This window comes from Methylotetracoccus oryzae, assembly GCF_006175985.1.
Lineage (GTDB): Bacteria > Pseudomonadota > Gammaproteobacteria > Methylococcales > Methylococcaceae > Methylotetracoccus > Methylotetracoccus oryzae.
The window spans coordinates 49,743-73,642 of the sequence record NZ_SRSH01000018.1 but is presented as its reverse complement, the minus strand read 5'-3'; the positions used below and the strand labels follow the sequence as shown (position 1 = coordinate 73,642).

20 protein-coding genes are annotated in these 23,900 nt (G+C 64.6%); 7 read left to right on the top strand and 13 right to left on the bottom strand.

Annotated features, from left to right (window positions below):
• Nucleotides 1–30: 30 nt before the first annotated feature.
• The 11 genes from BWR02_RS16710 to BWR02_RS16660 form a co-directional block, all read right to left on the bottom strand.
• The gene (locus tag BWR02_RS16710) at nucleotides 31–2,820 is read right to left on the bottom strand and encodes a sensor domain-containing protein (protein ID WP_162560201.1); all 2,790 of its coding nucleotides are present in this window, start codon (nucleotides 2,818–2,820) and stop codon (nucleotides 31–33) included.
• Nucleotides 2,821–2,845: 25 nt separating this feature from the next.
• Nucleotides 2,846–3,457 (bottom strand): amino acid kinase family protein, encoded by a 612-nt coding sequence (locus BWR02_RS16705; protein WP_139559051.1) that lies wholly within the window; start codon nucleotides 3,455–3,457, stop codon nucleotides 2,846–2,848.
• A complete protein-coding gene (gene pabB, locus BWR02_RS16700; protein ID WP_139559050.1) occupies nucleotides 3,444–4,862 on the bottom strand; it encodes an aminodeoxychorismate synthase component I in 1,419 nt (472 codons plus the stop codon). Before pabB ends, BWR02_RS16705 begins: the two co-directional genes overlap by 14 nt.
• A complete protein-coding gene (locus tag BWR02_RS16695) occupies nucleotides 4,859–5,908 on the bottom strand; it encodes a hydantoinase/oxoprolinase family protein (protein ID WP_139559049.1) in 1,050 nt (349 codons plus the stop codon). Before BWR02_RS16695 ends, pabB begins: the two co-directional genes overlap by 4 nt.
• Nucleotides 5,898–6,914 (bottom strand): ATP-grasp domain-containing protein, encoded by a 1,017-nt coding sequence (locus BWR02_RS16690; protein WP_139559048.1) that lies wholly within the window; start codon nucleotides 6,912–6,914, stop codon nucleotides 5,898–5,900. The genes BWR02_RS16695 and BWR02_RS16690 overlap by 11 nt, the downstream gene beginning before the upstream one ends.
• Nucleotides 6,915–7,147: 233 nt before the next feature.
• Entirely contained in the window at nucleotides 7,148–7,660 is a 513-nt protein-coding gene (gene fae / locus BWR02_RS16685; RefSeq protein ID WP_129883485.1) for a formaldehyde-activating enzyme, read from the bottom strand.
• Between the two features lie 76 nt (nucleotides 7,661–7,736).
• Nucleotides 7,737–8,660 carry a triphosphoribosyl-dephospho-CoA synthase gene (locus BWR02_RS16680; protein WP_236102348.1) on the bottom strand — a complete coding sequence of 308 codons (924 nt, stop codon included), beginning with the start codon at nucleotides 8,658–8,660 and terminating at the stop codon, nucleotides 7,737–7,739.
• Nucleotides 8,657–9,577, bottom strand: a complete 921-nt coding sequence (locus BWR02_RS16675; RefSeq protein WP_236102346.1) for an ATP-grasp domain-containing protein — start codon at nucleotides 9,575–9,577, stop codon at nucleotides 8,657–8,659. The genes BWR02_RS16680 and BWR02_RS16675 overlap by 4 nt, the downstream gene beginning before the upstream one ends.
• A gap of 3 nt (nucleotides 9,578–9,580) precedes the next feature.
• The gene (mch, locus tag BWR02_RS16670) at nucleotides 9,581–10,576 is read right to left on the bottom strand and encodes a methenyltetrahydromethanopterin cyclohydrolase (protein WP_139559047.1); all 996 of its coding nucleotides are present in this window, start codon (nucleotides 10,574–10,576) and stop codon (nucleotides 9,581–9,583) included.
• 67 nt (nucleotides 10,577–10,643) lie between these two features.
• Nucleotides 10,644–11,744, bottom strand: a complete 1,101-nt coding sequence (locus tag BWR02_RS16665) for an ATP-grasp domain-containing protein (protein WP_236102352.1) — start codon at nucleotides 11,742–11,744, stop codon at nucleotides 10,644–10,646.
• 72 nt (nucleotides 11,745–11,816) lie between these two features.
• Nucleotides 11,817–12,899, bottom strand: coding sequence for a beta-ribofuranosylaminobenzene 5'-phosphate synthase family protein (locus BWR02_RS16660; RefSeq protein WP_236102344.1), 1,083 nt, complete (start codon nucleotides 12,897–12,899; stop codon nucleotides 11,817–11,819).
• Between the two features lie 449 nt (nucleotides 12,900–13,348).
• Between BWR02_RS16660 and BWR02_RS16655 the strand changes: the two genes are divergently transcribed.
• The 7 genes from BWR02_RS16655 to amoB all read left to right on the top strand — a co-directional run bounded on the left by BWR02_RS16655 (nucleotide 13,349) and on the right by amoB (nucleotide 21,447).
• Entirely contained in the window at nucleotides 13,349–14,629 is a 1,281-nt protein-coding gene (locus BWR02_RS16655) for a formylmethanofuran dehydrogenase subunit B (RefSeq protein ID WP_139559045.1), read from the top strand.
• Nucleotides 14,630–14,647: 18 nt separating this feature from the next.
• Complete coding sequence (locus tag BWR02_RS16650; RefSeq protein ID WP_139559044.1) at nucleotides 14,648–16,315, top strand: formylmethanofuran dehydrogenase subunit A; 1,668 nt, start codon at nucleotides 14,648–14,650, stop codon at nucleotides 16,313–16,315.
• Entirely contained in the window at nucleotides 16,312–17,208 is an 897-nt protein-coding gene (gene fhcD, locus BWR02_RS16645) for a formylmethanofuran--tetrahydromethanopterin N-formyltransferase (RefSeq protein WP_139559043.1), read from the top strand. Before BWR02_RS16650 ends, fhcD begins: the two co-directional genes overlap by 4 nt.
• Before the next feature lie 45 nt (nucleotides 17,209–17,253).
• Entirely contained in the window at nucleotides 17,254–18,063 is an 810-nt protein-coding gene (locus BWR02_RS16640; RefSeq protein ID WP_139559042.1) for a formylmethanofuran dehydrogenase subunit C, read from the top strand.
• 370 nt (nucleotides 18,064–18,433) lie between these two features.
• The gene (gene amoC, locus BWR02_RS16635) at nucleotides 18,434–19,213 is read left to right on the top strand and encodes a bacterial ammonia monooxygenase, subunit AmoC (RefSeq protein ID WP_139559041.1); all 780 of its coding nucleotides are present in this window, start codon (nucleotides 18,434–18,436) and stop codon (nucleotides 19,211–19,213) included.
• Nucleotides 19,214–19,354: 141 nt separating this feature from the next.
• Complete coding sequence (gene amoA / locus BWR02_RS16630) at nucleotides 19,355–20,098, top strand: ammonia monooxygenase, bacterial type, subunit AmoA (RefSeq protein WP_139559040.1); 744 nt, start codon at nucleotides 19,355–19,357, stop codon at nucleotides 20,096–20,098.
• Between the two features lie 104 nt (nucleotides 20,099–20,202).
• Nucleotides 20,203–21,447, top strand: a complete 1,245-nt coding sequence (amoB, locus tag BWR02_RS16625; RefSeq protein ID WP_129884071.1) for a bacterial ammonia monooxygenase, subunit AmoB — start codon at nucleotides 20,203–20,205, stop codon at nucleotides 21,445–21,447.
• 258 nt (nucleotides 21,448–21,705) lie between these two features.
• Here the strand turns inward: amoB and BWR02_RS16620 are convergent, their stop codons facing one another.
• Nucleotides 21,706–23,079: a sensor histidine kinase gene (locus tag BWR02_RS16620; RefSeq protein WP_139559039.1), complete on the bottom strand. Its 1,374-nt coding sequence runs from the start codon at nucleotides 23,077–23,079 to the stop codon at nucleotides 21,706–21,708.
• Complete coding sequence (locus tag BWR02_RS16615; protein ID WP_139559038.1) at nucleotides 23,072–23,746, bottom strand: response regulator; 675 nt, start codon at nucleotides 23,744–23,746, stop codon at nucleotides 23,072–23,074. Before BWR02_RS16615 ends, BWR02_RS16620 begins: the two co-directional genes overlap by 8 nt.
• Nucleotides 23,747–23,900: the final 154 nt, after the last annotated feature.

The window sequence follows — 23,900 nt, the reverse complement described above, 5'->3', positions numbered from 1 at the left end:
GATTCCCCGGCGCGCCGGCGACGGGCGCGTTCAGCTGTTTCCCCGATAGCGTTCCGCGAATTCCTCGGCCGGCAGCGGCGGACTGAACAGATAACCTTGCCAGGCGTCGCAGCCGTGCCTCGCGAGGAAGTCGAGCTGTGCCTGCGTCTCGACCCCTTCGGCCACGGTGCGAAAGCCGAACTCCCGCGCCAGTGCGATGATGGATTTCGTGATTTGCACGGCTGCGGGGTCGATGGGCAGGCCGGCGATGAACCGCCGGTCGATTTTCAGCGTACTGATGGGATAGCGCTGTAGCCGGCTGAGGGAGGAACAACCGGTCCCGAAATCGTCCAGAGCCAGCCTGATGCCGAGGTTCCGGACCCGGACGAACAGTTCGCATTCGCCCGATGGATCCTCGTTCAGCGTTCCTTCGGCGATTTCGAGCTCCAGCAACTGCGGGGCCAGGCCGGTTTCGGTCAGGATTTCCAGGATCCGGCTCGCCGTGTCCGAACGCGCCGCCTGCAGTCCTGACAGGTTGACGGCCAGCGGCATCGGGGGCAGGCCCTCCCGTGCCCAGGCCTGCACCTGCCGGCAGGCGGTGCGAAGCACCCAGTCGCCCAGCGGTACGATCAGCCGCGTCTTTTCGCTGAGGGCGAGGAACTGTCCCGGCAGGATCAGGCCGTCGACCGGATCGAGCCAACGGACCAGCGCTTCTACGCCGATAATCCGGTTGCTGCCGACTTCGAGCTGGGGCTGATAGTGCAGTGCGAAGCGGTCACTCTGCAGTGCTTCGCGCAGGCGCTGTTCCATCTGGCCCTGTTCCCGCGCCTGGAGCGTCAGCTCTTCGCTGAAGAATCGGAAAACGTTGCGCCCTTCGCGCTTGGCCTGGTACAGCGCGACGTCGGCGTGGTGCATGACGTCGGCCACGGATCGGCCATGTTCCGGAAACAGCGCGACACCAATGCTGGCGCCGATGTCGACGACGTCGCCCGAACGGAGCGCAATCTCCCCGCTCAGGGCGTCGAGTAGTTCCTGAGCGATGAACGCCGCGATCGGCGCGCTCATCGGGGGCTCGAGCATCACGGCGAATTCATCGCCGCCCAGACGCGCGAAGGTGTCCGATTTTCGCAGCCGGTGGGTAAAGCGGCGGGCCACCTGTTGCAGCAAATCGTCTCCCGCCGCATGGCCGAGACGGTCGTTGACGTCCTTGAAGTGGTCGAGGTCGATCAGCAGCAGCGCGCCGGTTTCGCCGATGCGTTCCACGCCCTGCAGGGCATGTTCGATACGGTCTAGCAGCAGGCGACGATTGATTAGCCCCGTGAGCGGATCATGGTGGGCGAGGCGCTCGAGTCGGGCCTGATCCGCCTTCAAGGACGAAATGTCCGAAAAGATGCCGACGTAGCCGGTCCGAACCCCGTTGGCGTCACGAATGGCGTTGATCGTCAGCAATTCGGGAAAGAGTTCCCCGGACTTGCGCCGGTTCCAGATCTCCCCCTGCCAGTGTCCGCTCTTGTCGAGGGCTTTCCACATCGCGGCATAGAACTTGGCTCCGTGGCGGCCCGACTTCAGCAGGCGGTGGGTTTTCCCGAGCGCGTCCTGCTTCGTGTACCCGGTCAGTTCGGTGAAGGCACGATTGACGTTGACGATGCGCTCCTCGGCATCGGTGATTGCGACCCCGTCGCGGGTGTTCTCGAATACCGCAGCGGCCTGCAGCAGGGCCTGCTCGGTCTGAAGGCGGGCCGTCACGTCGCGGGCGGTTGCAATGATCAGTTCGCTCTCGCGCGCGGTTCCGGTCCATTCGAAACACCGATAGCTGCCGTCCTTGTGGCGGCATCGGTTCCTGAACTGGTAGACGGATCCCGTGGCATCCAGGGTTGCCGCTGCCTCCAGGGTTGCGGCGACGTCATCGGGATGGACCAGATCGAGGAAGTGGTGTGCGACGAGTTCGTCGAGACGATAGCCGAGCGTCTTTTCCCACTGGGGATTGAGTCGTCGGATGCAGCCGTCGGTGTCGGTGATCAGCAGCAGGTCTTCGGCATGGGTGAAATAGTGTTCGAGTTCGCGCGTCCTTTCATGCAGCGCGGCCTCGACCCGCTTCCGCTCGCTGATGTCCTTGATCGTGCTGGGATAGGCGCTGATTTCCCCCGCCTCATCCAGCAGCGCGGACGGGGTCACGATCACCGGAAAGCGCTCGCCGCTCTTCCGCATGAAGGTCAGTTCGAATTCGCGCGGCTGCCGTTCCAGGGTCTGACGGAGGGCGCGGCCGATCTCCTCGTAACATTCCGGCGGCCAATAGGGGTGCGGCGGGCCGGTGCCGATCAATTCCTCGCGCGCGAAACCGGTCATCCGGCACAGGGCCTCGTTGACGTCGAGATGGATGCCGTGGGGGTCGATCAGCGAAAACCCATCCTGCAGCGAGGCGATGACTGCCCGGAAGAAGCGGAGGGCATCGTTCAGTTCACGTTCCGCGCGTTTGCGGTCCGAGATGTCGCGGACGATGGCCCACATGCCAGTGGGCTGTCCGGCTTCGTCGCGGCTCAGCAGCGCGCGCAGTTCCACCGGAAAGACCGTGCCATCCTTGCGGCGATATTCTTTCTGGTAGACGTTGGAATAGCCGCGGGTCAGGACTTGAGACTGAATGATCTCGTCTTCCAGCGCATGCCAGTGGCCGGGGGTGATCTCGCGGCAACTCAGGCCGGCCAGTTCGTCGTCCGAATAGCCGAGCATTTCCCGATAGTTCGCGTTGTAGCGCTGTATGTGCCCCGACAGGTCGGTAGCGACGAATGCGTCGCCGAGGTTTTCCAGCAGTTGCCGGTAGTCGGGAGATTCTGTTCCGGTCATGGCTTCCCTGCGGTGATGTCGCGCTTCAGTTCCGGGCCGTCGGCCCGACACGCCAAAGCCCAGGCGCATCGCGCAACGGGTCTCTCAGGCGTTGGTAGTGCTCGCGGTGGCAGATCCATGACGCACAGGCGCTGTCGGCGGCGAAGTCGGGAAAAGCCCGGTCCACCAGCCCGGCGGCCGACAGTCGGGCGAGGTCGGATTCGCCCGGCGGAACCGCCGCCGATTTCACCAGTACCAGTTCGGTCGCGCCGATGCGCCGCGCCAGCCATGCCGCGAGCGTGTCCGAGGTGACGTCCCAGGAAGCGGGCAGTGCCTGGAGATCTTCGGCCGCCGGGTCGGGCAGCCAGATGACGCTGCGCCCCTGGGCGATGGCGGGCAGAAGGTCGGGAGGGACGCTGGCGGTCGCCAGTCGCGGCTCCAGTCCGGCCAGCATCCGTCCGAACTGCGCCATGGCCAGCAGCGCCATGTCATGTGCTGTCCGGTTGTCGAATCGCCACCGGTGCTGGGCCTCGCGGACCTGGTCGGCAAACGGACCGCCCCCCGGTACGATGACGCAGCCGTGGTCCGCGAGGCCCTTCAGGCAGGTGGGCAATTCCGGCCAGTCGGCGAGACTTCCGCCGAGCTTAACGACACGCACGGCCGCCGCCGGCCTGGCGGATCTGGAAGTGTTCGAGCAGCTGCAGCAGCGCCGCCGCCTTGTGGAAGCATTCCTGATACTCGAGGTCGGGGTCCGAGTCTGCGACGATGCCGCCGCCGGCCCAGAACCGGATCGTGTGCTCGGAATGTACCAGTGTGCGGATTGCGATGTTCGTGTCCATGTTGCCATCGAAGCCGACGTAGCCGATCGCGCCGCAGTAGATGCCGCGGCGGCAGGGTTCGAGTTCCTCGATGATCTCCATGGCCCGAATCTTCGGCGCGCCGGTGATGGAGCCACCGGGGAAGGAGCCCCGCAACAGATCCAGCGCATGTTGATCCGGCCGCATCTGTCCGGTGATCGTACTGACGAGATGATGCACCGTCGCGTAGCTTTCGATCTCGAACAGCCGCGGCACGCGCACGGTACCGGGCAGGCAGGCCTTGCCGAGGTCGTTGCGCAGAAGATCTACGATCATCAGGTTTTCGGCGCGGTCCTTGAGGCTCCACTGCAGTTGCTCCCGTTCGGCCTGATCAGCTTCGGGGGTGCGCCCGCGGGGCCGCGTACCCTTGATCGGCTTCGTCTCGATCGTGCCGCCGGAAACCTTCAGAAACCGCTCGGGCGAGGAGCTGAGCACCTGCACTTGCGGCAGGTTCAGAAAGGCACTGAACGGGGCCGGGTTGATCTGCCGCAGGGCCTGATATGCCGCCCAGGGATTGCCGCGACATTGCGCCGCGAACCGCTGGGTCAGGTTGACCTGATAGCAGTCGCCTTCGCGGATGTAGCGCTGGATGCGCTCGAAGGCGGACCGGTAGCGCTGCTGCGTCATTTCGGCCTCGACGGGGCCCGTGACGGCGAAACCTGCCTGCTGCCAGCCCAGCGTCTGGATCTGACTGAAACTGCGGAGCAGGTGGGGCCACCGCGTCGTCGTGGCGGGGTCGCGTCCCTGCGCCACCAGCCAGCTCTGTCGCTGCAGATGGTCGACCACGACGGCCCAGTCGTAGAGCCCGATTACCATCTCGGGTATGTTCTCCCGGTCCGCGGCGCGGTCCGGCAGGCGTTCGATGCGCCGGCCCAGGTCATAGCCGAAATAGCCCAGCGCGCCGCCACTGAACGGGAGGCCGGCGGTTTCGGTGGAGGCCGGTCCGGTCAGGCGTTCCCGCACCAGCGTGAACGGATCGTCGCGCGACAACAGGATCTCGGCACCCTGGCGGATTTCGGTCAGCGCTCCGCGTGTCACCAGCGTGCAATAAGGCTCCGCCGTGATGATGTCGTAGCGGCCGAGGTGACTGTGCGGGAAGCCGCTGTCGAGAAAGGCGGCCCAGCGGCGGTCGGCCCAGGGCAGGAACAGCGCGGCGCTGTCCTCGAAATACGGCAGGGCTTCGATGCGGGGGCGGAGCACGGTCATACCGGCCCCCGGGCCAGATGCGCGACGGCCGCGGCGGGCAGGCAATCGGCCAGTGCAAACTGCGATGTGTCGCTGTTGATGGGTAGCTCGGTGTCGAGGTCCCGGTAGGGCCGATTCAGGCGTTCGGCCACGGCGCGGACGAGGAAGCGGCCGGTGCCGGCGCCGATCAACGGCCAGGTCTCGTCGTCGGCGCCCATGGCCAGGGGTTGATGTTCCACGGCGGCCTTCACCCGGTCGATCAATCGCTCGCGGAAATAGCCCGCCAACTTAACCCATGCGGCCAGCGGAGCGGCATCCAGATCGCAGCCGACCATCCGGGCGAGGCGGCGGGCGCTGCCGACGGCATCCTTCGGACCTTGATCGGCGGCCGGCCATTGGTCGGCGTGCGCAGGGAGTTCCCCGCAGAGCCGAAACACGTCGGCTGCCGTCGCGAAATGCTCATTCATCAGGGCGACCCACCCTCCTCCGAACGGTACCTTGGGCGCGAAAGCCATCAACGGTGTGCGCACGATGCCGAAATAGACCAATTCATCGTAGCGCAAGCGTTCGTGGTCGGTATACCCCCGGTTGCGAACCGCTCCGTTTGCCAGCGGGACCACATCGGTCGTCGTGCTGCCGATATCGATCAGAAATCCGTCCCGGTAGCGCTGCGCCAGCCAGATCGCGCTGGCCATCCAGTTGGCGGAGGCGATCAGCGGCAACTGCCCTGCCGAGACCGTGCGGCTGTCGAGCAATTCGGCCGTGCCGGCGAAGACGCGCAACGGCTGCTCGAAAAGGCCTGCCATCCGTTCCAGCACCGCGCGCACACCGGTCGCCCGGTCGGGGAAGTTATCGGCCAGTTCGCCGGTCATCGTCACGGCATGGGCCCGTGCCGTCGTCAGCGGCCACTCCGCGCCGATCGATCGCACGGCCGCTTCGAGCTGGTCGAGTCCCAGCCAAAGCGGGCACGCGCGCTGAACGATACCGGCGATGCGGCCGTCGCCGTCCAGTGCCACGGCCTTCAGATGGGCGCCGCCGATGTCCCAGCCGACGCTGTCAATTCGCATGGTGTAGGGGGATCTCGATGCGCACGCTGCGCCCATCCGGCCGCGTTGGCGCGGGCAGCCGGCCCGTGCGCGAGAGTTGGATCACATGGCTTGCGACGTTGATTCCGAGCGCTGGGCGCAGACCGACGTACGAGGTGGTCAGGCGCGGGTTCACTTCCATGACCATGGGCCCTCTTCGGGTCTGAATGAAATCGATGCCGGCGTAACCCCAGAGTCTCGGGATCGCCGCCGCGACCGCTGCGGCCAACCGCTGCGCGGCGTCCCAATCGATTTCCTTCAGATTGACGGTGCAGGCTTCGAGTTCAAGGCCGCCGTCAGTCATTCGCAGGTGCTGGCCATTGCAGCTGAGCAATTGTGCTCGTCCAGCAGAGAAAAGGGCCGAAAGGCTGCGGTGTTCACCCGCAACCAGCGGCTGTACGACCCAGCCGGCTATTCCTGTCGAGGTGGACCAGTCCCACCATTCGGCCTCGGTGCGGAGTATCCGGATTCCTGCGCAGCCCGCGCCGTCGTCCGGTTTGACGACGATCGGAAACGGCAGATTCGGGGGTAAGCTCGGGTCGGCAGCCTCGGTCGGGACAGCCGGTACGCCCGCTTCGCGCAAGGTTGCGATGGTCCGCAGTTTGCTGGCGGTCAGGGTGACCGCATCCGCCGGCGCCGTCAGCAGGACGCGGCCGGCCGCTTCGGCATCGCGGCACAGTCGGGCGAGAAGCCCGCCGGTTTCGGGGGCGATCGGCCAGACGGCATCGCACAGCGCCAGCTCGGCTTGCCAGCAGTCCTCGAACACCTGTTCCGCTGCCACCCTGACCCGTTGGATGACGTATCCGCCCGAGGGGGTGGGGTCGTCGAAGCTGTCATGCTGCATGAATCTGACGGCGGTGCCGGGGATCTCGGCCAGGTCCGTCAGCAGCGCGTCGCGCATCAACCGCCCTTCGGCGATCAACGATGCGATGGAGGGTGTGGGGGTCAGCCCACCGCCGGTTACGTATTCCAGGAGCAGGATGCGCACGGTATGTTCGGTCCGCTCGTCGCGTTACATCCCTGCCGCGGATGGAGGCGGCTCGCGGCATGGTATTGCGATGGGGTGCTCAGATGAGGGTTCGGGTCGTCGTTGCGGTAGCTGTGAGGCAGGCTGCGTGCCCGGTCGGCACGGGGCGCCTGGAATGGTGGTGCCTCTAACGCAAAAAGCGTTGCCGCGAGGCAAGCCTCGCGGCAACGCTTTCCGGAAGAGGCCTGGGCCGCTTACTTGTGCGCGGCGAACGGATGCTCGGTGGAGCCCTTCTTCGCAACGACCTCGGCAGCCTTCGGCTCGCCGGCTACGGCGCGCTTGATGGACTCCTTGGTGGCTTCATAGTTGTAGTCCTGGATCTTGGCGTCGTCTTCGGCCAGCCAGTGAATGAAGACACCGACGCAGATGAAGATGTCGTCCGCTTCGTCGGCAGGAATGGTGCCGTCTTCGACGCAATCCATGACGGCCATCGCGACGCCGCGCTGTGCGGGCCCGAACATCTGCGTGGCTTGCTTGCCGTTCTTGATGGTCACCTTGTTGAACATGACCGTGCTCGGCTTCGCAGCCAGGTTCGGTGCGACCACGGCGAGGAGGCTCGAGAAGCCGTCCTTGTTGTTGGTGATGCAGTTGCAGAATGCGGATTCGGCGGCGCTGCCACGCGGTCCCATGATCAGGTCGATGTGCGCGATTTCGTTACCGCCACCGAACAGAGACTCGCCCACCAACACTTTATTAATCTTCGCCATCTCAATTTCCTCTTATGGTTTTCACACTAAACGACACCCTGGTCCTCCTCCCAGTCCGGGTCCGGGGACCCCCGTCTCACGGCTTCTTCGTGCCCTCGCACTGCGGGTGGACCGAATCGTCCGTCCCATTCGCGAAGGCCTGCGCGCACCCGAGCTTCACGGCAAGCACGCAGGCGACCGTGAGGTCGGCTGTGGTGCCCGGATTGATACCGTTCGCCTTGAATTCGCTATCGACGGCCTGGAATGAAGCCACTGCCTCTGCGGGGGAAGCCGCTGCCGACAACGCATTTTCGAGTTCCGCCATCCTGGCGGCTACCATCCTGGTATGGCGGGTTCCAAATTTCCGCTCGATGTGGCTGTCCGGTAGGCGTTGCAGAAGCCGCAGAAAGACAGCCGCCGCTGCCCAGGCTTCATCGCCCCAGCGGCTTAGCCACGTATGATAACTGGGAATTGCGAAATCAAAAACCTCTGCATACCCGTTGGCATATTGCCGGGCGATCAGATCGCGCCCGGCGGCGAGTTCCATCGCCGCCCGCAAGGTGACGGTCGGAGGCTCCCGAACATCCTGTATTTCGGCCTGTCCCAGCCCTCCGGGCTGCGCCAGCGCGATGGCGCGAAAAGCCCAGTCGGCATCGTTACGCGTCGTTCCGGCCAGGATACGGATCACGGCTGCACGCAGTGTTTCCCGCGGGCGAACGGTCTGCGCGGCCAGCATCAATGGCGCTGCGAGCAGTACGATCCCCAGGTTGGTGTTGCAGCCGACGGCTGCCCGGGTCGCCTCGATGGCGCAGAAGATCCTTTCTCCCAGACTCAGGGCCGGATCGGCCAGCGGCGGCGCACTGGCCTCGGCGCTGCGCCGGAAGTCGGCGACGGTCATGTCGTGTCCGGCCGCGTAGATGCTGACATTCCCCGGCTTGAAAGCCTGCAGGTCGAGTTCGCAGGCATCCCGATAGGCGGCTGCGCAGGCTGCGGGCGTCAGGACGGTGCCAGCCGCTCTCAAACCGCCGTCGCCTCCCGCTCTGTCATCGGTGCACACAGGCCCAGCAGGTCATCGACCAGCAGGCCGGCGATGTCGACGTCCGATACCGTCTGCAGGCCTTTCCACGCGGGAATGCTGTTGACCTCCAGCACGGAGTAACGGCCGTGGCGGTCGCGGATGATGTCCACCCCCGCGTAGCTCATGTCCAGCAACCTCACGGCGTCTTCGGCAAGCCGGCACAGCAACAGGTCGTCGAGGCGCGCCGGTTCGCAGCGAGCGCCCTGGGCGATGTTGTTGAGCCAGGTCACGCCGCAGCGGCGCATCGCGGCGACGGCCTTGTTGCGGATCACGAAGACGCGCCAGTCGTGCGGCGCGTCCGGCGTCGAGTCCACGAAACGCTGCAGATAAAAGATGCCGTTGCTGTCGCTGAGTTCGCCGAGCTCGTCGGCCGCCGCATAGCGGCGGAGGCCCTCGCCCTGGGATCCGAACAGCGGCTTCGACACGACCTCGTGGTCCGCGGCGAGTTCGGCCCGGGCGATCGCCTCCGCCTGCGCGCGGTCGCGGACGGTCCAGGTCGGCGGCGTCGGGATGCCGCCGCAGTGCAGGCGAAAGCTCGTCATGGCCTTGTCCACCGTCCGCTCGATGGCACCGGCATCGTTGTACACCGGTATGCCGATCAGCTTCAGTGCGTGCAGGACATCCAGGAAAAAGGTCACTTCTTCCAGCGAACCGCCCGGTACGCCTCGCACGAAGACTGCCTCCGGCAGGCGGTCGTCGAAGCCCGGCACGATGATCGGCAATGGGCTGTCGCCAAGTGCGAGCCGGCAACCGGTCAGTGAGGCATAGAGCCCTTCGCAGCCGCGCTGCGCGAGGGCCTTCCGGATCCGCGCTCCATGCCAACCGGGATCTTCGGTGAAGATCGCGACGCGACGCGGCACGCGTCAGTCTCCGAACGAGCGTTCGAGCAGTTCCTCGTCGATGCGTCCCGCGTGGAAGCTGCGCCCGGTTTCGATTGCCGTGACGATCACGCTGGCCGGGCTGAACAGCATCGGGTCGACCTTGAAGAAGTCGTAGTTGTATTCCTTGAACACCTCGGCGAACGGTTTGCCATAGTCGCGCGACACGGAGCTTGGCAGCTCGTTGGCCAGTGCCTCGGCCGCCGTGTCGTCGCCGCGGACGAACAAATGCGCCTGCCCGCCGAACAGGATGGCGTCATTGGTGCGTCCCATCGCCTTGATGAAATTCGGATGGGGCGGAGGGACCGGCGCCGAGGCAGCGCCGTCGACGATGTTTTCCAGTGGAAAATGCAGCGCATGAGCCTTGTGCAGTGCCACTTCCAGTACGCGCCCGACGACCTGCATGCCACCGGCGAGGCTGCTGGTCGGCGTCAGGATGACGGTCAGGTTCTGCGGCTCGACCCTGCAGGCGGCGGCGATCTTGTCGATGACTTCGACCGGCGGCAGTTTGTCGACTTCCATGACGATCGTCGTCTCTTCGGCGCGATCGCGATAGCCGAGTTCCTTGTAGAGCTCCTCGACCGGCTCTTCACGACCTTCCTTGATCTTCGTCGCCATCGCCCGCGCCGGTCCGGAGCCGAGCGCGAAGAATGCGCCCTTGCCCTGGCCGTGCGACAAGCTCCAGCCGGCGTACTGGCTGCCGAGGCAGGCGATGACGGGATTCGTGCTGTGGACATGCACGGTCAACGGCCAGTTCGGTGTGGCACTGGCGTGGCTCAGTGTGACCCGCCCCAGGCCGCCCATGCAGATTTCGGTGATCAGTCGGCCGGCTTCCAGGCCGCCGCGCGCGCCAATGCCCGCGTCGATCAGGGTGCTGCCGTTGGCGAAGCGTTCGATGCCCAGCCGAAGCATGTCGGCGCGGGTGATCAGATACTTGACGATCGGCAATGCATAGGCATTGACGCTGGGTGTGTTTGGCATGTTGGTCCTCGATTGGGCTGAGTCTTGCGCCTGGGCAGCGGCGCCGGGCGGTCGAATGGGCGCGATATTAAAGCATCAGCGCCGCGCGGATAAGCCGTTCGCGGGTGAAAAGCCGTCTTTCCAGAACGGGTAGCGAGGCTGCCGAGGCCGACACGCTGCAGAGCGGGTCGCCGACGGACAGCACGGTGCCCGGCGAGGGCCGGTCGGCAGCCCAATCCGGCCAATTGATCCCGGGCGGGACGCGGCCTTGCCGCTCGGCATACACGACCCGGAAGCCACGCGGAGGGGCGTGCGTAACGGAAGCGGCGGCCAGTGACCCGCGGCAGGCGTCGAGGTGCGCCGCCAGCAGACCCTGGCGATAGTTCGGGTCATGAAGGCATAGCGTGGCGCTCGGGCGGGGGTTGAGCTCGAGCACGTGGCATTGCCCCCCGTGGTGGATGAAGTCAAGGCTGTTCAGACCGACCAGACCCAGGGCCCGCGTCAGGTCCCGCGCGTATCGGCAGACCGCTCGCCGTTGCGCGGGCGGCAGCGTGGTCGGGGTCAGGGCGCCGCCGAACAGCATGGGCCGGTCCCGTCGGTGCCCGGCGGTCAGCAGCCGATTGAAGCCCACGGGCGCGATGTCGGTGCCGTTGGCCAGGAACAATAGGGAGTGGGCCGGCGCATCGAGGTGTTGCTGCAGATAGCAGTCGGGAGGGATGGCCCGCGCGGGAGTAAAGAACTGCACGCCGATCCCGCCCTCGCTGGCTCGATGCTTGATGAGCCAGCGGCCCGGGCCGGGTGCGGTGGTCGCCGTGTCGAGTTGGGTCGCGGGATACGGGATGCCGAGCTCGTCCAGCAGTCCGAAGAAATGCCCCGGCGTCTTGATGCGGCGCAGCGTATCGGGCGCATTGCCGTACAGGCTGCGTCCGACGATCAGGGCTTCCAGCAGTTCGGGGCGGCTGTCGAAGCCGCCCGCGGTCACCAGTGCGGTGCCGGAGCCGCTGGGTGCGAGACGCTCACTCGCTGCGAAGAGCCGCTGCGCGTCGAAGTCGGGCCGGTCGGCAGCCGCGATGGCGGCGCAGGCCTGGCTGCAGGCGATGGTGTCGGTGTCGGCGAACCAGTCCAGTGCCAGGGCATCGATGCCGGCCCGCGAGCAGGACTGCGCCAGCATCCGCACCGAGACGCCCACCAGCAAGACCGCTGCGGGATAGGTGTTCAGAGACGTGGCTCGTCGCGTCAGGGAATCGGACGTCCGGGACCATCAGCGGTCGCAGACGGTGTTCGTTGCGCTGCTTACTTCGCCGGGTTCCGCTGCTTGCGGTGTCGACAGACGATCGCGCCGATTAGGCTCGCCGTCCGGCAATGGCTCGACCCGAATGTCCGCGCCCTGATTTCTTGCACTCGCGACCAGGAACTCCAGGTGCGGTCGCTCCCGGAAGTGCTGTCGTGCCTCGTCCGCCAGATGCCGTGCCCGCTCCGGACTCGCCGTCAGGCAGAAGCCGGTCGGGCCCCAGGATGTCTGGCCGATGCCCACGGCCTGTCGGGATTGCAGCCATTCCAGCGCTTCGGCCACGTCCGGGCTGGTGAACCGGCCGCCTTGGGCCGGACTGAAATAGTCGCCGATCGAGCGCTGAACATCGCTGATGACGCTGCCAAACGCGGCGAGATCGCGTTCACACAGCGCTGGCAAGGCGCGCAGCAGGACGTGATGGCAGATCCGGGCGGCCTCGGTTGCCGGGAATGGCGGCAGGGTTCTGAACGCTGCCAGTTCCGCTTCGCCGTGGAGGCCGCCGCCGCGGCGATCGAAGACGAGGATGAAGCGCCAGTCCTCCGGGAAATCGAAGCGGGCGAGGAGGGGCGGCGTGACGGTGTGCGCGCCGTGCCCGCCGTCGACAATGAAGCCGCCGTTTTCGAAGGCGGCGATGCCAACCCCGGAACGGCGTCCGCGGCCAATCAGGTGAGCGACCTCGCGCACCGTAGGCTCGGCGCCGTAGAGGCGATGCAGTCCCAGTGCGAGTGCGAGCGCGAACTGCGTGCCCGACCCGAGCCCAACGTGTTCCGGTATCGCCGCATCGATGGCGATGTCGGCAGCGACCGCTAGGCCCAGCGCATCCGAAACCCGGCGCGCGATGGCGAGGCACCGCTCGCGATAGGCTGGTGGGGTTGCCAGGTGATCGGACGGGCGGAGCGTGATGCAGGTGGCGACCTCGTTCAGGCTGACGCCGATGCTGCCGAACACGCGTCCGGCGGTTCCGCTGGGGTCGAGAAATCCCATGTGCAGGCGCGCGGGGGCCCGGATCGAGACTTCGCTCGGCGGCCAATTGCGGTGGGGTGCCGTGGTCACGGATCAGGCATCGAGGTCGGGGCGCATGGCAGCGGGGTTGCTGGCGCGAAAAAAGTAAAGCTCGCGATGCTAGTCGATTGTGGCCGGATTTGTCGACCTGCAGCGGTCCGTAACCATTGACCCCCCCCTTTGCTGGGTAGTGGGAGCGAGTCGGGAGGGCGAGACCGTCTGCGGGAGGGAACCCGCAGGCTAGCCTCCAGGGACGGATTCACGGCGTGTCTCGGCTTCCCGCCCGCTCCCGCGAGGGGGGGCGTGAACCGTTACCAGTCAGATACCGGTGCGCAAGTTGAAAGTTCACCGCCGTTTCCCCTATGCTTGCGCCGTTTGTGTCGGGTCGCCCAAGGCTTCCGCCGCTGCGGTGCGGGCAGCAAAGTCCGTCGGGGCCGGTGGGGTCTCCGGCGTCTCCCTGGCGACTATCGGCCGCTGGTAAGTCCATTCCGAGGTAGGTGATGAGCGATCAGGTCAGCGCGGAAATTCGGTCGAACGTGCCGAGCCCCTTCTGTGGTATCGCGTCTGACGACCTTCAGATCCAGGTGTCCGGTCTGAGCGTGCGGGTCGTCGCGAACGGTGACGCGGTCACCACGCCGGCGTTCGAACTCCCCGCCGATGCGCTGAAGCCGCGTGTGGCGGGAGTCGAGTGCTCCCTGGACGAGGCGTGCGCCCGTGCGGCCGAACTGATCAGCCGGAGTCATGGCCCCGTCTTCAGCGGCTTCGGAACCGATGTCAACGACACGCGCGCTGCCTTGTCGCTGATCGATCGTTGTCGCGGTGTGTTCGATCAGAAGCGCGCCGAGCCGAGTTTGCGCAACCTGCTCGTGGTGGCCGATTCGGGCTGGATGGCGACCACGCTGGGCGAGGTCAAGAATCGCGCCGATGTGCTGGTCGTGTTCGGTACCGACATCGAGGACGGTTTTCCCCGCTTCTTCGAGCGCTTCGTCTGGAATCGCGAAACCTTGTTCGGGCAGGATCCCGCGGCGCGCGAAGTCATCTACATCGGTCGGGAACCCGGCGGCCGCGCGGCTTATGCCCCGGATGGCCGGGCCCCGTGGGTGTTGCCCTGTCCGCCCGAGAGCTGGCCGGACGTGGCAGCGGCCCTCACCGCCCTCGCGCGCGGTGCGCGCTTGCAGGCTAACGAGATCGGAGGCCTGGCTATCGGTGACCTGCAAAAGGTGGTGGACCGGCTGAAGCATGCCAGTTACAGCGTGGTCGCCTGGGCGGCGGGTCAGCTCGATTTTCCCAATGCCGATCTGACGGTGCAGCAATTGTGTCAGTTGGTCGTGGTGTTGAACGAAACGACCCGCAGCGGTGTGCTTCCGCTGGGTGGCCAAAACGGCGACAAGACGGCCGCCCAGGTTTGCGCCTGGCAAACAGGTTATCCGACGCGGGTCAGCTTTGCCCGCGGTTATCCCGAGTTCGACCCCTTCCTGTTCGGCACGGATCGGCTGCTGGCCTCCGGTGAAGCGGATCTGCTGGTCTGGGTGGCCAGCCTGTCGACCCTGCCTCCGCCGGTAACCGACGTGCCCACGATCGTGATCGCCCGTTCGGGCATGCGCTGCGAACGGGAGCCGGAGGTCTTCATCCCGGTCGGGACGCCCGGCATCGACCATGCCGGGCACGCTTATCGCTGCGACAGCGTCGTGGCCCTGCCTTTATATAAGCTGCGGGAGTCCGGGTTGCCGTCCGCGCAGGCGGTGCTGCAGGGCATCGAAAACGCGCTCGATGCGTTGTGACCGGAGAGGGCCGATAACATGTTGACAAAGCTGGCCGGCGGCAAGGTTTACGATCCGGCACACGGGCAGGACGGGGTGGTGCGCGACATCTTCATCCGTGATGGCCGCATCGTCGATGGGCCGGGCGGCGACACCCCCGATAAGGTATATGACCTGAGCGGCCGGATCGTCATGGCCGGCGCGATCGACATGCACACCCATATCGGTGGCGGCAAGGTCACGATCGCGCGCACACTGCTGCCGGAGGATCATCGCGGCGATCCGGCGGTGCGCGAAGGACTGATGCGCGGCGGCTGCGGGCACGCCGCCCCGTCAACCCTGACCACCGGCTACCGCTATGCCGAGATGGGCTATACCGCCGGATTCGAGCCCGCGGTGCTGCCGATCAATGCCCGTCAGGCGCATATGGAAATGGCCGACGTGCCGCTGCTGGACGTCGGCGGTTACGTGATGCTGGGCAGCGACGATTTCTTCCTGCGCCTGCTGTCGTCCGGGGCCGATCAGCGCCTCATCAACGACTACGTCGCGTGGACGATCCGATCCAGTCAGTGCATCGGCGTCAAGGTCGTGAACCCCGGCGGCATCAGCGCCTTCAAGTTCAATCAGCGCAAGCTGGATCTGGACGAGGATCACACTTATTACGGGGTGACGCCGCGACAGATCTTGCAGTCGCTGGCGCGTGCCGTGCACGAACTCGGCGTGCCTCATCCGCTGCATGTCCACGGCTGCAATCTCGGTGTGCCGGGGAACGTCGACACGACCCTCAACACGATCGCCGGCATCGAAGGGTTGCCGATGCACCTGACACACGTGCAGTTTCATAGCTACGGCACCGAGGGCGATCGCAAATTCTCGTCCGGGGCTGCGCGGATCGCCGAGGCGGTCAACGCCAACAAGAACATCACCGTCGACGTCGGACAGATTCTGTTCGGTGCCACGGTCACCGCTTCCGGCGATTCGATGCGTCAGCACGCCAACGCGGGCCACGCGAATCCGGCCAAATGGGTGTGCATGGACATCGAGTGCGATGCCGGTTGTGGCGTCGTGCCCTTCAAATACCGCGACCAAAACTTCGTCAACGCGCTGCAATGGTGCATCGGGCTTGAGGTGTTCCTGATGGTCGAGGATCCGTGGCGGGTTTTCCTGACCACCGACCATCCGAATGGCGCACCGTTCACGAGTTACCCGCATCTGATCAAGCTGCTGATGGATCGCAGTTTCCGCAACGACATGCTGGCGACGATCAACCCGGACGCGGCTGCGCTGAGCAACCTGGGTGCACTGGATCGGGAGTACAGCCTGTACGAGATCGCCATCATGACGCGGGCCGGTGCCGCGCGACTCCTGGGGTTGTCGGACCGCGGCCACCTCGGTGCCGGGGCCGGTGCGGACATCACCGTGTACAGTCCGCAGGATGATGTCGAAAAGATGTTCGAAGCGCCGGACTATGTGTTCAAGGATGGCGAACTGGTGGTCGATCACGGCACGATCGTCAACGTCGTCTGGGGCAACGTCCATACCATCCGGCCGGAATACGATCGAAGCATCGAAGGGCGGCTGAAGGACTACTTCGACCGGTACCTCACGATGCATGTCGACAATTTCCCGATCAGCGACTGGGAACTCGAGGGCGACGGTCGCAGTAAGATCCTTATCCACCCCTGCCGGACGGGGGGGCGCTCATGATCATCAATGGCGTCGCCATCGACGACACCTTCGCGGAAGCCTTTCCGATGAAGGCCACGCGCGTCATCATCACCGCGCTCAATCAACGCTGGGCCTACCACGCGGCCAACGCGATGACCGGCTTTGCCACCTCCGTCATTGCCTGCGGCTGCGAGGCCGGCATCGAGCGCGAACTGGACCCCGCGGACACGCCGGACGGCCGGCCGGGGGTGTCGGCCCTGATCTTCGCGATGGGCGGCAAGGGTCTCGCGAAACAGGTCGAAACGCGAGCCGGGCAGTGTGTCCTGACCTCTCCGACATCGGCCTTGTTTGCAGGCATCCACGACGGCGACAAGATCCCTCTGGGCAAGAACCTCCGCTTCTTCGGCGATGGCTTCCAGATATCGAAGCAGATCGCAGGGCGCCGCTACTGGCGTATCCCCGTCATGGACGGCGAGTTTCTGTGCGACGAGACGACCGGTGTCGTGCCTGCCGTCGGAGGGGGTAATTTCCTCATCCTGGCCGAATCGCAGGCCCAGGCCTTGGCAGCCTGCGAGGCGGCCATCGCCGCGATGAAGACCGTCCCCAACGTGATCATGCCCTTTCCGGGCGGTGTCGTCCGGTCCGGCTCCAAGGTCGGTTCCCGCTACAAGGCGCTCAATGCGTCCACCAACGATGCGTTCTGTCCCACCTTGAAGGGCCAGACGGTAACGGCCCTGTCGCCGGAGATCGAGTCGGTGATGGAGATCGTCATCGACGGCTTGTCCGACCAGGATATCCGGCGCGCGATGCGCCTCGGTATCGAGGCGGTCTGCGCGCTGGGTGCCGCGAACGGCGTGCGGCGCATCAGTGCGGGCAACTACGGCGGCAAGCTCGGTCCGTTCCTGTTTCCCCTGCGGGAAATCATGGCCTAGCCCGACGTCCGCCGGTCGCAAACCTTATCTTTCAGGATGCAGCAGATGAGTGCCGTCACTTTTGCCTTGAAGGCCGCTCTCCGGCAGCGCCTCGACGTGTCGCCGCTGATTCCCGAGGCGCTCGCTCCGCTGGGTCCGGACCAGATCGGTGCGATCCCGCTGCAATACGGGAACCGAACGCTTGCCGTGGACGAGTTGTTCGATTTCGAGGTGGGTCAGGGCGATCCCGGCGTGATCTTCCGCGGCGGTTCCGAGAAGCTGGATTATGTCGGAAGAGGTATGACCCAGGGCGAGATCCGTGTCGAAGGTCCCGCCGGCGCCTATGTCGGTCTGCAGATGAAGGGCGGTAGGCTCAGTGTGACGGGCAGTGTGGGCCTCTTCTGCGCGGCCGAGATGCGACGCGGCGCGATCCTGGTCGAGGGCGATGCCGGGGATTGGCTCGGCGGCGCATTGCCGGGCAATCGCAAGGGTATGGCGGGCGGTTCAGTCGTCGTCAGGGGGTGTGCCGGCGCGCGGGTCGGCGATCACATGCGCCGTGGCGTGATCCTGATCGAGGGCGATGCCGGCGAATATCTGGGCTCGCGCATGGTGGCGGGCACGATCGCCGTCAAGGGGCGCGTCGGCGCTCACCCCGGCTACGCGATGAAACGAGGCACCCTGCTCCTCTTCAGTGCTCCGGGCAGCGTGCCACCCACGTTCAACGACTGCGGTCTTCACACGCTCGGATTCCTGCCGCTGCTGCTGCGCAGCTTTGTCGGGCTCGGCTCCAGCGCGTTTGGAATCTGCCAGCGTGTCCAGCGGTATGCCGGAGACCTCGCCGCCAACGGCAAGGGCGAGATCCTCATCGTCCAATAGCCTCACGACTGCATTCGCCATCGCGGTCTGTCCTCCGCTCCGAACCCACTTTCGGCGGCTTCGCGCCGTCGCTTCCCGCAGGGCCAAGGGACCGTGACGCCGCGCGTCCGTGTGTCCTCATTCGCGATTCTTTGGTGTTCCTGCAACGGGCTTTCGTCCCTTTCCGCACCCAGCTACTACCTGCGGCATTCTGTCGCACTTTTTTCTTGACACCCACGGGGGTGCTGACTAGACTGCGCTCCACCCGAAGGATCGGGGGGCCTTGGGAATGGCGCGAGCCGGACCTGAGCACACAAGAAGCAGGAGGCTGAGGTAAGGGTGGCCTGGTGCGAGCCGGGCGACTTTGAAACATCCATTTGGAGGTAAATCAATGGCAGCAACAACTCTTGGCGGCGTCGCAGAGCGCGATCGTCCGTTGTTGGACATGAAGTGGCTGACGTTTGCGTTGGCTATTTACACGGTGTTTTACATGTGGGTTCGCTGGTACGAAGGCGTCTACGGCTGGTCGGCCGGTCTGGACTCTTTTGCACCGGAGTTCGAGACGTACTGGATGAACTTCCTGTACACCGAGATCGTGTTGGAGATCACCACGGCGTCGATCCTGTGGGGTTACCTGTGGAAGACGCGTGACCGCAATTTGGCGGCACTGGCGCCGCGCGAAGAGCTGCGTCGCAACTTCACCCACCTGGTGTGGCTGGTTGCTTACGCATGGGCGATCTACTGGGGTGCTTCCTACTTCACCGAGCAGGACGGCACGTGGCATCAGACGATCGTGCGCGACACCGACTTCACGCCGTCGCACATCATCGAGTTCTACCTGAGCTACCCGATCTACATCATCACCGGTTTTGCGGCGTTCCTGTACGCGAAGACCCGTCTGCCGTACTTCAGCGAAGGTGTTTCGCTGCCGTACCTGATTCTGGTCGTCGGTCCGTTCATGATTCTGCCGAACGTCGGTCTGAACGAGTGGGGTCACACCTTCTGGTTCATGGAAGAGCTGTTCGTCGCGCCGTTGCACTACGGCTTCGTGATCTTCGGCTGGTTGGCGCTGGCGGTGATGGGTACGTTGACCCAGACCTTCTACAGCTTCACCAAGCTGAATGGTCGTGATATCGGCGAAGCGGTTGATCAGGGCTTGATCGCCAAATAAGTGGAGCGGTCGGGGCGGGTGGTGCGCGCGAGCGGACCACCTGCCGCCGGCTAGCGCAGGGAAGCGGGAGCGGTGGGCTGGCCTGGGAGGTCGAGCCACCGGGGGAACGAAAAGAAAATGTTCACTCTTTGGAGGTAACGTATGAGCGCTGCGAGTGGTGCAGTTCATTCTCACGCCGAGGCCGTCAAGGTTTCGCGTACGGTCGACTTGATGGCGTTGTTTGTCGTCTTTTTCGTGATCGTGGGTTCCTACCACATTCACGCGATGTTGACGATGGGCGACTGGGACTTCTGGTCGGATTGGAAAGATCGTCGACTGTGGGTCACGGTGACCCCGATCGTGTTGATCACGTTCCCGGCGGCGGTACAGTCGTACCTGTGGGAGCGGTATCGTCAACCGTGGGGCGCGACGGTGTGCGTGCTGGGCCTGTTGCTGGGTGAGTGGATCAACCGCTACTTCAACTTCTGGGGCTGGACCTACTTCCCGGTCAACTTCGTCTTCCCGGCGATTCTGACCCCGGGCGCGATCCTGCTCGACACGATGCTGATGATGAGCGTCTGCTACCTGTTCACGGCGATCGTGGGCGCGATGGGCTCGGGCCTGATTTTCTATCCGTGCAACTGGCCGATCATTGCACCGATTCACGTGCCGGTGGAATACAGCGGCATGCTGATGTCGATTGCGGACATTCAGGGTTACAACTACGTCCGTACCGGTACGCCGGAATACATCCGTATGGTGGAGAAGGGCACGCTGCGTACGTTCGGTAAGGACGTGGCGCCGGTGTCGGCTTTCTTCTCTGCGTTCATGTCGATCCTGATCTACTTCATGTGGCACTTTGTGGGTCGCTGGTTCGCGACCGAGCGGTTCCTGAAGCAGACCTAATCGGTTTGTTGAGAGTAGCTGAGACAGAGCGCTAGTCCACGGGTTCTGAGAAAACGGAAGCCCGGGACACACCCATCATGCAAAGACTCGAAAGAGGAGGACTCATGAAAAAAATAAAAGACCGGATTGCCAAGTGGTCGGTACTCGGCCTGTTGGCCGGTGTTGCGGCGACGAGCCTGTACGCGCCGACGGCGTCGGCTCATGGTGAGAAGTCGCAGGCGGCCTTCATGCGTATGCGGACGATTCACTGGTTCGACCTGACCTGGTCGAAAGAGAAAGTGAACGTCAACGATTTCGTGGAAATCAAAGGCAAGTTCCACGTGTTCGAAGGTTGGCCGGAATCGGTCGCCGAGCCGGACGTATCGTTCCTGAACATTGGTATTCCGGGCCCGGTCTTCATTCGTAAGGAATCGTACATCGGTGGACAGCTGGTGCCGCGTTCCGTGCGTTTGGAAATCGGCAAGACGTACGAGTTCAAAGTGGTGTTGAAGGCCCGTCGTCCTGGCGACTGGCACGTTCACACGATGATGAACGTACAGGGCGGTGGTCCGATCATCGGACCGGGTAAGTGGATCACGATCGAAGGTTCGATGGGTGATTTCAAGAACCCGATCACCACGTTGACCGGCCAGACGATCGATCTGGAAGACTACAACCTGAGCAACATCTACTTCTGGCATTTCTTCTGGTATGCCATTGGTGCAGCGTGGATGTTGTACTGGTGCCGTCGTCCGATCTTCATGCCGCGTTTGTTGATGACGGATGCGGGTCGTGCGGACGAGCTGATCTCGTCGGGTGACCGCAAGGTGGCGATGGGCTTCACGGCGGCGACGATCCTGATCGTCATCTTCGCGATGTCGAGCGCCAACAGCAAGTACCCGATCACCATCCCGCTGCAGGCTGGTACGATGCGTGGCATCAAGCCGATCGAAGACCACAAGGCGACGGTGGCGGTGAAGGTGGAAGACGCTTCCTACCGCGTGCCGGGTCGTGCGATGCGCATGAAGCTGACGATCACCAACAACGGCAGCTCCGCTGTGCGTCTGGGTGAGTTCTACACCGCTTCGGTGCGGTTCCTGGACAGCGACGTGCTGACCGACAAGACCGGGTATCCGGAAGACTTGTTGGCGGAAGACGGCCTGAGCGTGAGCGACAACAGCGCGATCGCACCGGGTGAGACGCGCACGGTGGAAGTGCAAGCTTCCGACGCGGCGTGGGAAGTGTATCGTCTGTCCGACATCATCTACGATCCGGACAGCCGTTTCGCGGGTCTGCTGTTCTTCTTTGACGCAGCTGGCAACCGTGAGATGGTGCAGATCGACGCACCGTTGATCCCGTCGTTCATGTAAGAACGGCGCACACTGCCCGGCGACGGGCGGGGTGACCTGAACCCCCGGTGGGCGCAAGCCCCCCGGGGGTTTTTTATGCTCTTCAGATTATTGCGCGGGGGCCATGGGGGACCGAACGCGCTGTACCCAGGTCCTCGCCGACACATCCGCGACACGCGCATGGCTCGAAAGGGGGATGCGTTTTGCGTCCCCGGATGCTTGGGGCGGAATCGCGGGCAGGGTGAAGCCCGTCCAGACTGCAGCAGGGTCGACTGTTACTCAGGTCTTGAAACGCACCCGGACCCGTGTGCCGCCAGCTCGGTTTCGCCGCACGATTCCGACGTGCGCCTGGTGTAAATCCGCGATCTCCTTCACGATGGCAAGCCCCAGGCCGCAACCTTCGCCCGGTGTGCCGGGTACCCGATAAAAGCGTTCAAATACGCGTTCGCGCTCGCTTCTGGGCACGGGACGTCCGTCGTTCTCGACCGTCAGTTCCGGGTTCGGCCGCGCAGCAAGTCGGACCTCGATCTGCCCGCCCTCCGCGCCATAAAGCAGCGCGTTCTCCAACAGGTTATGCAGCAGTTCCCGCAGCAGGTGCGCATCGCCCGTAACGCAAAGCGGCACTGCTCCCGCATCGAATCCCAGTTCGACACCAGATCGCAGGGCCTTCGGAGCCCAGTCCAGACAGACCTCCGTTGCCAACTCGGTCAGGTCGACGGGCTGAAAGGAGGACGGGGCGTCCAGGATCGCCTCGGAGCGGGCCAGTGCCAGCAGTTGGCTTGTGAGGCGGGAGATCCGTTCGGCGCTCGATTTGATCTGCTCCATGGCAGTGCGCTGCAGGTCGAGATCGGCTTCCCTGAGCGTTCGTTCGACCTGTACCTTCAGTGCTGCGACGGGGGTGCGGAATTGATGAGCGGCATTTGCGATGAAGCGCTGTTGGGTTGCCATCGCCGTTGACAGCCGGTTCAGCAGGCCATTGATCGTATGCGTCAGTGACCGCACTTCAAGCGGAACACGGGTATCCGGAATCGGGGCGAGGTCTCGCGGAGACCGCTGGGCGATCTCTCGCGTAAGAGCGTGCAGGGGACGCAGGCCTCGATTGATCCCCGCGGACACGTGAAGCCCGCCGATCAGCACGAGCAGGAGTTGCGGCACGAGAACGGCGGCGAGGATCTCTGCCGTCATGCCCCGGCGCTTGTTCACCGTCTCTGCGACCTGGACTATGACTTCTTCCGGACTGTTCTTCGGCGCTATCGCCATTGATACGACGCGGACCTTGAGGCCGCGCATCGCGCTGTCGAAATACATGGGCTGCACACGAACCGCCGCCATGTCGGGCGGCGCGGGGATATCGCGGTCGCCGGCCATGAAGCCAAGATGTGAGGATTCAATCTTGAAGAACGTCTTGTCCACCTCGTCCCATTGGAAGACCTCCAGCGCGGTCGGTGGCAGTTCGAAGACGACACGGCCCTTTTGTGCCTTGACTTCCTGTGCCAGCGAGCGCGCGGAGTCCAATAGCCAGCGGTCATAAGCGACATTGGCGTAGTGCAGTGCCACGAAGTAGGACACACCGGCGTCGAGTACCACGAATACCGCCATTGGGAGCGCCAGGCGAGTCAGCAGTTGGGTACGCAGACTGGTCGGGCTACGCATCGCTCTCGCGTTCCAGCAGATACCCCAACCCGCGAACGGTGCGGATCCGCACGCCGGCCGACTCGATGCGCTTGCGCAGGCGGTGGACATAGACTTCGATCGCGTTATCGGCGAGTTCCTCCCCGCTGACGGAGAGCCGCTGCGCGATCCGGTCCTTGCTGACGACACGCCCAGTCTGCACCATCAAGGCCTCGAGTACCCCGTATTCCCGCGCCGATAGCAGCAACGGTTCGCCGTCGACCATGGCCTGACTCGCGGCGGTGTCGACGCTTAGGCGTCCGGCCTGCAACAGCGTGCCGAACGCGCCGCGCCGCCTGCGGATCAGCGCGTGGATCCGCGCTTCCAACTCGCGCAGGTCGAAGGGCTTGACGATGTAGTCGTCTGCGCCCCGCTGCAATCCCCGCACACGGTCTTCGATCGCATCGCGCGCCGTCAGGATCAGCACCGGGGTTGAGTCGCGGCGGGCGCGCAAGCGTTCCAGCACGCAGGATCCGTCTCGGTCCGGCAGTCCGAGGTCGAGAAGTACCAGATCGTATTGGTGGTTCAACAGCAGCCTGTCTGCGGCGCTGGCACTACCTGCCGTGGTAACGCGCAGGCCCGCCTGGGCCAGCGCGTGGCTCAGGCCGTCGGCAAGGGCAACATCATCCTCTACGAGCAGGACGTTCATTCCGCGCTGGCACTTGAAAGCTCTGTGTAAGTTTCGGGGTTTAGAATCCAAACCAGGCTCGGCGCCTTGGACGGGGGCGACAGACCGTTTTGGCTTCGCTCCATTCTGCGTGACCAGAAAGTGTCACCGCAACCCAGCTTCTCGCCCGCCCGTG

What these genes read in the sequence shown, in the direction of transcription:
- BWR02_RS16650 (WP_139559044.1), top strand. Translation starts at nt 14,648, where the DNA reads ATGTTGACAAAGCTGGCCGGCGGCAAGGTTTACGATCCGGCACACGGG.
- BWR02_RS16615 (WP_139559038.1), bottom strand. Translation starts at nt 23,746, where the DNA reads ATGAACGTCCTGCTCGTAGAGGATGATGTTGCCCTTGCCGACGGCCTG.
- amoB (WP_129884071.1), top strand. Translation starts at nt 20,203, where the DNA reads ATGAAAAAAATAAAAGACCGGATTGCCAAGTGGTCGGTACTCGGCCTG.
- amoC (WP_139559041.1), top strand. Translation starts at nt 18,434, where the DNA reads ATGGCAGCAACAACTCTTGGCGGCGTCGCAGAGCGCGATCGTCCGTTG.
- BWR02_RS16655 (WP_139559045.1), top strand. Translation starts at nt 13,349, where the DNA reads ATGAGCGATCAGGTCAGCGCGGAAATTCGGTCGAACGTGCCGAGCCCC.
- pabB (WP_139559050.1), bottom strand. Translation starts at nt 4,862, where the DNA reads ATGACCGTGCTCCGCCCCCGCATCGAAGCCCTGCCGTATTTCGAGGAC.
- fhcD (WP_139559043.1), top strand. Translation starts at nt 16,312, where the DNA reads ATGATCATCAATGGCGTCGCCATCGACGACACCTTCGCGGAAGCCTTT.
- fae (WP_129883485.1), bottom strand. Translation starts at nt 7,660, where the DNA reads ATGGCGAAGATTAATAAAGTGTTGGTGGGCGAGTCTCTGTTCGGTGGC.
- amoA (WP_139559040.1), top strand. Translation starts at nt 19,355, where the DNA reads ATGAGCGCTGCGAGTGGTGCAGTTCATTCTCACGCCGAGGCCGTCAAG.
- BWR02_RS16710 (WP_162560201.1), bottom strand. Translation starts at nt 2,820, where the DNA reads ATGACCGGAACAGAATCTCCCGACTACCGGCAACTGCTGGAAAACCTC.
- BWR02_RS16695 (WP_139559049.1), bottom strand. Translation starts at nt 5,908, where the DNA reads ATGCGAATTGACAGCGTCGGCTGGGACATCGGCGGCGCCCATCTGAAG.
- mch (WP_139559047.1), bottom strand. Translation starts at nt 10,576, where the DNA reads ATGCCAAACACACCCAGCGTCAATGCCTATGCATTGCCGATCGTCAAG.
- BWR02_RS16640 (WP_139559042.1), top strand. Translation starts at nt 17,254, where the DNA reads ATGAGTGCCGTCACTTTTGCCTTGAAGGCCGCTCTCCGGCAGCGCCTC.
- BWR02_RS16620 (WP_139559039.1), bottom strand. Translation starts at nt 23,079, where the DNA reads ATGCGTAGCCCGACCAGTCTGCGTACCCAACTGCTGACTCGCCTGGCG.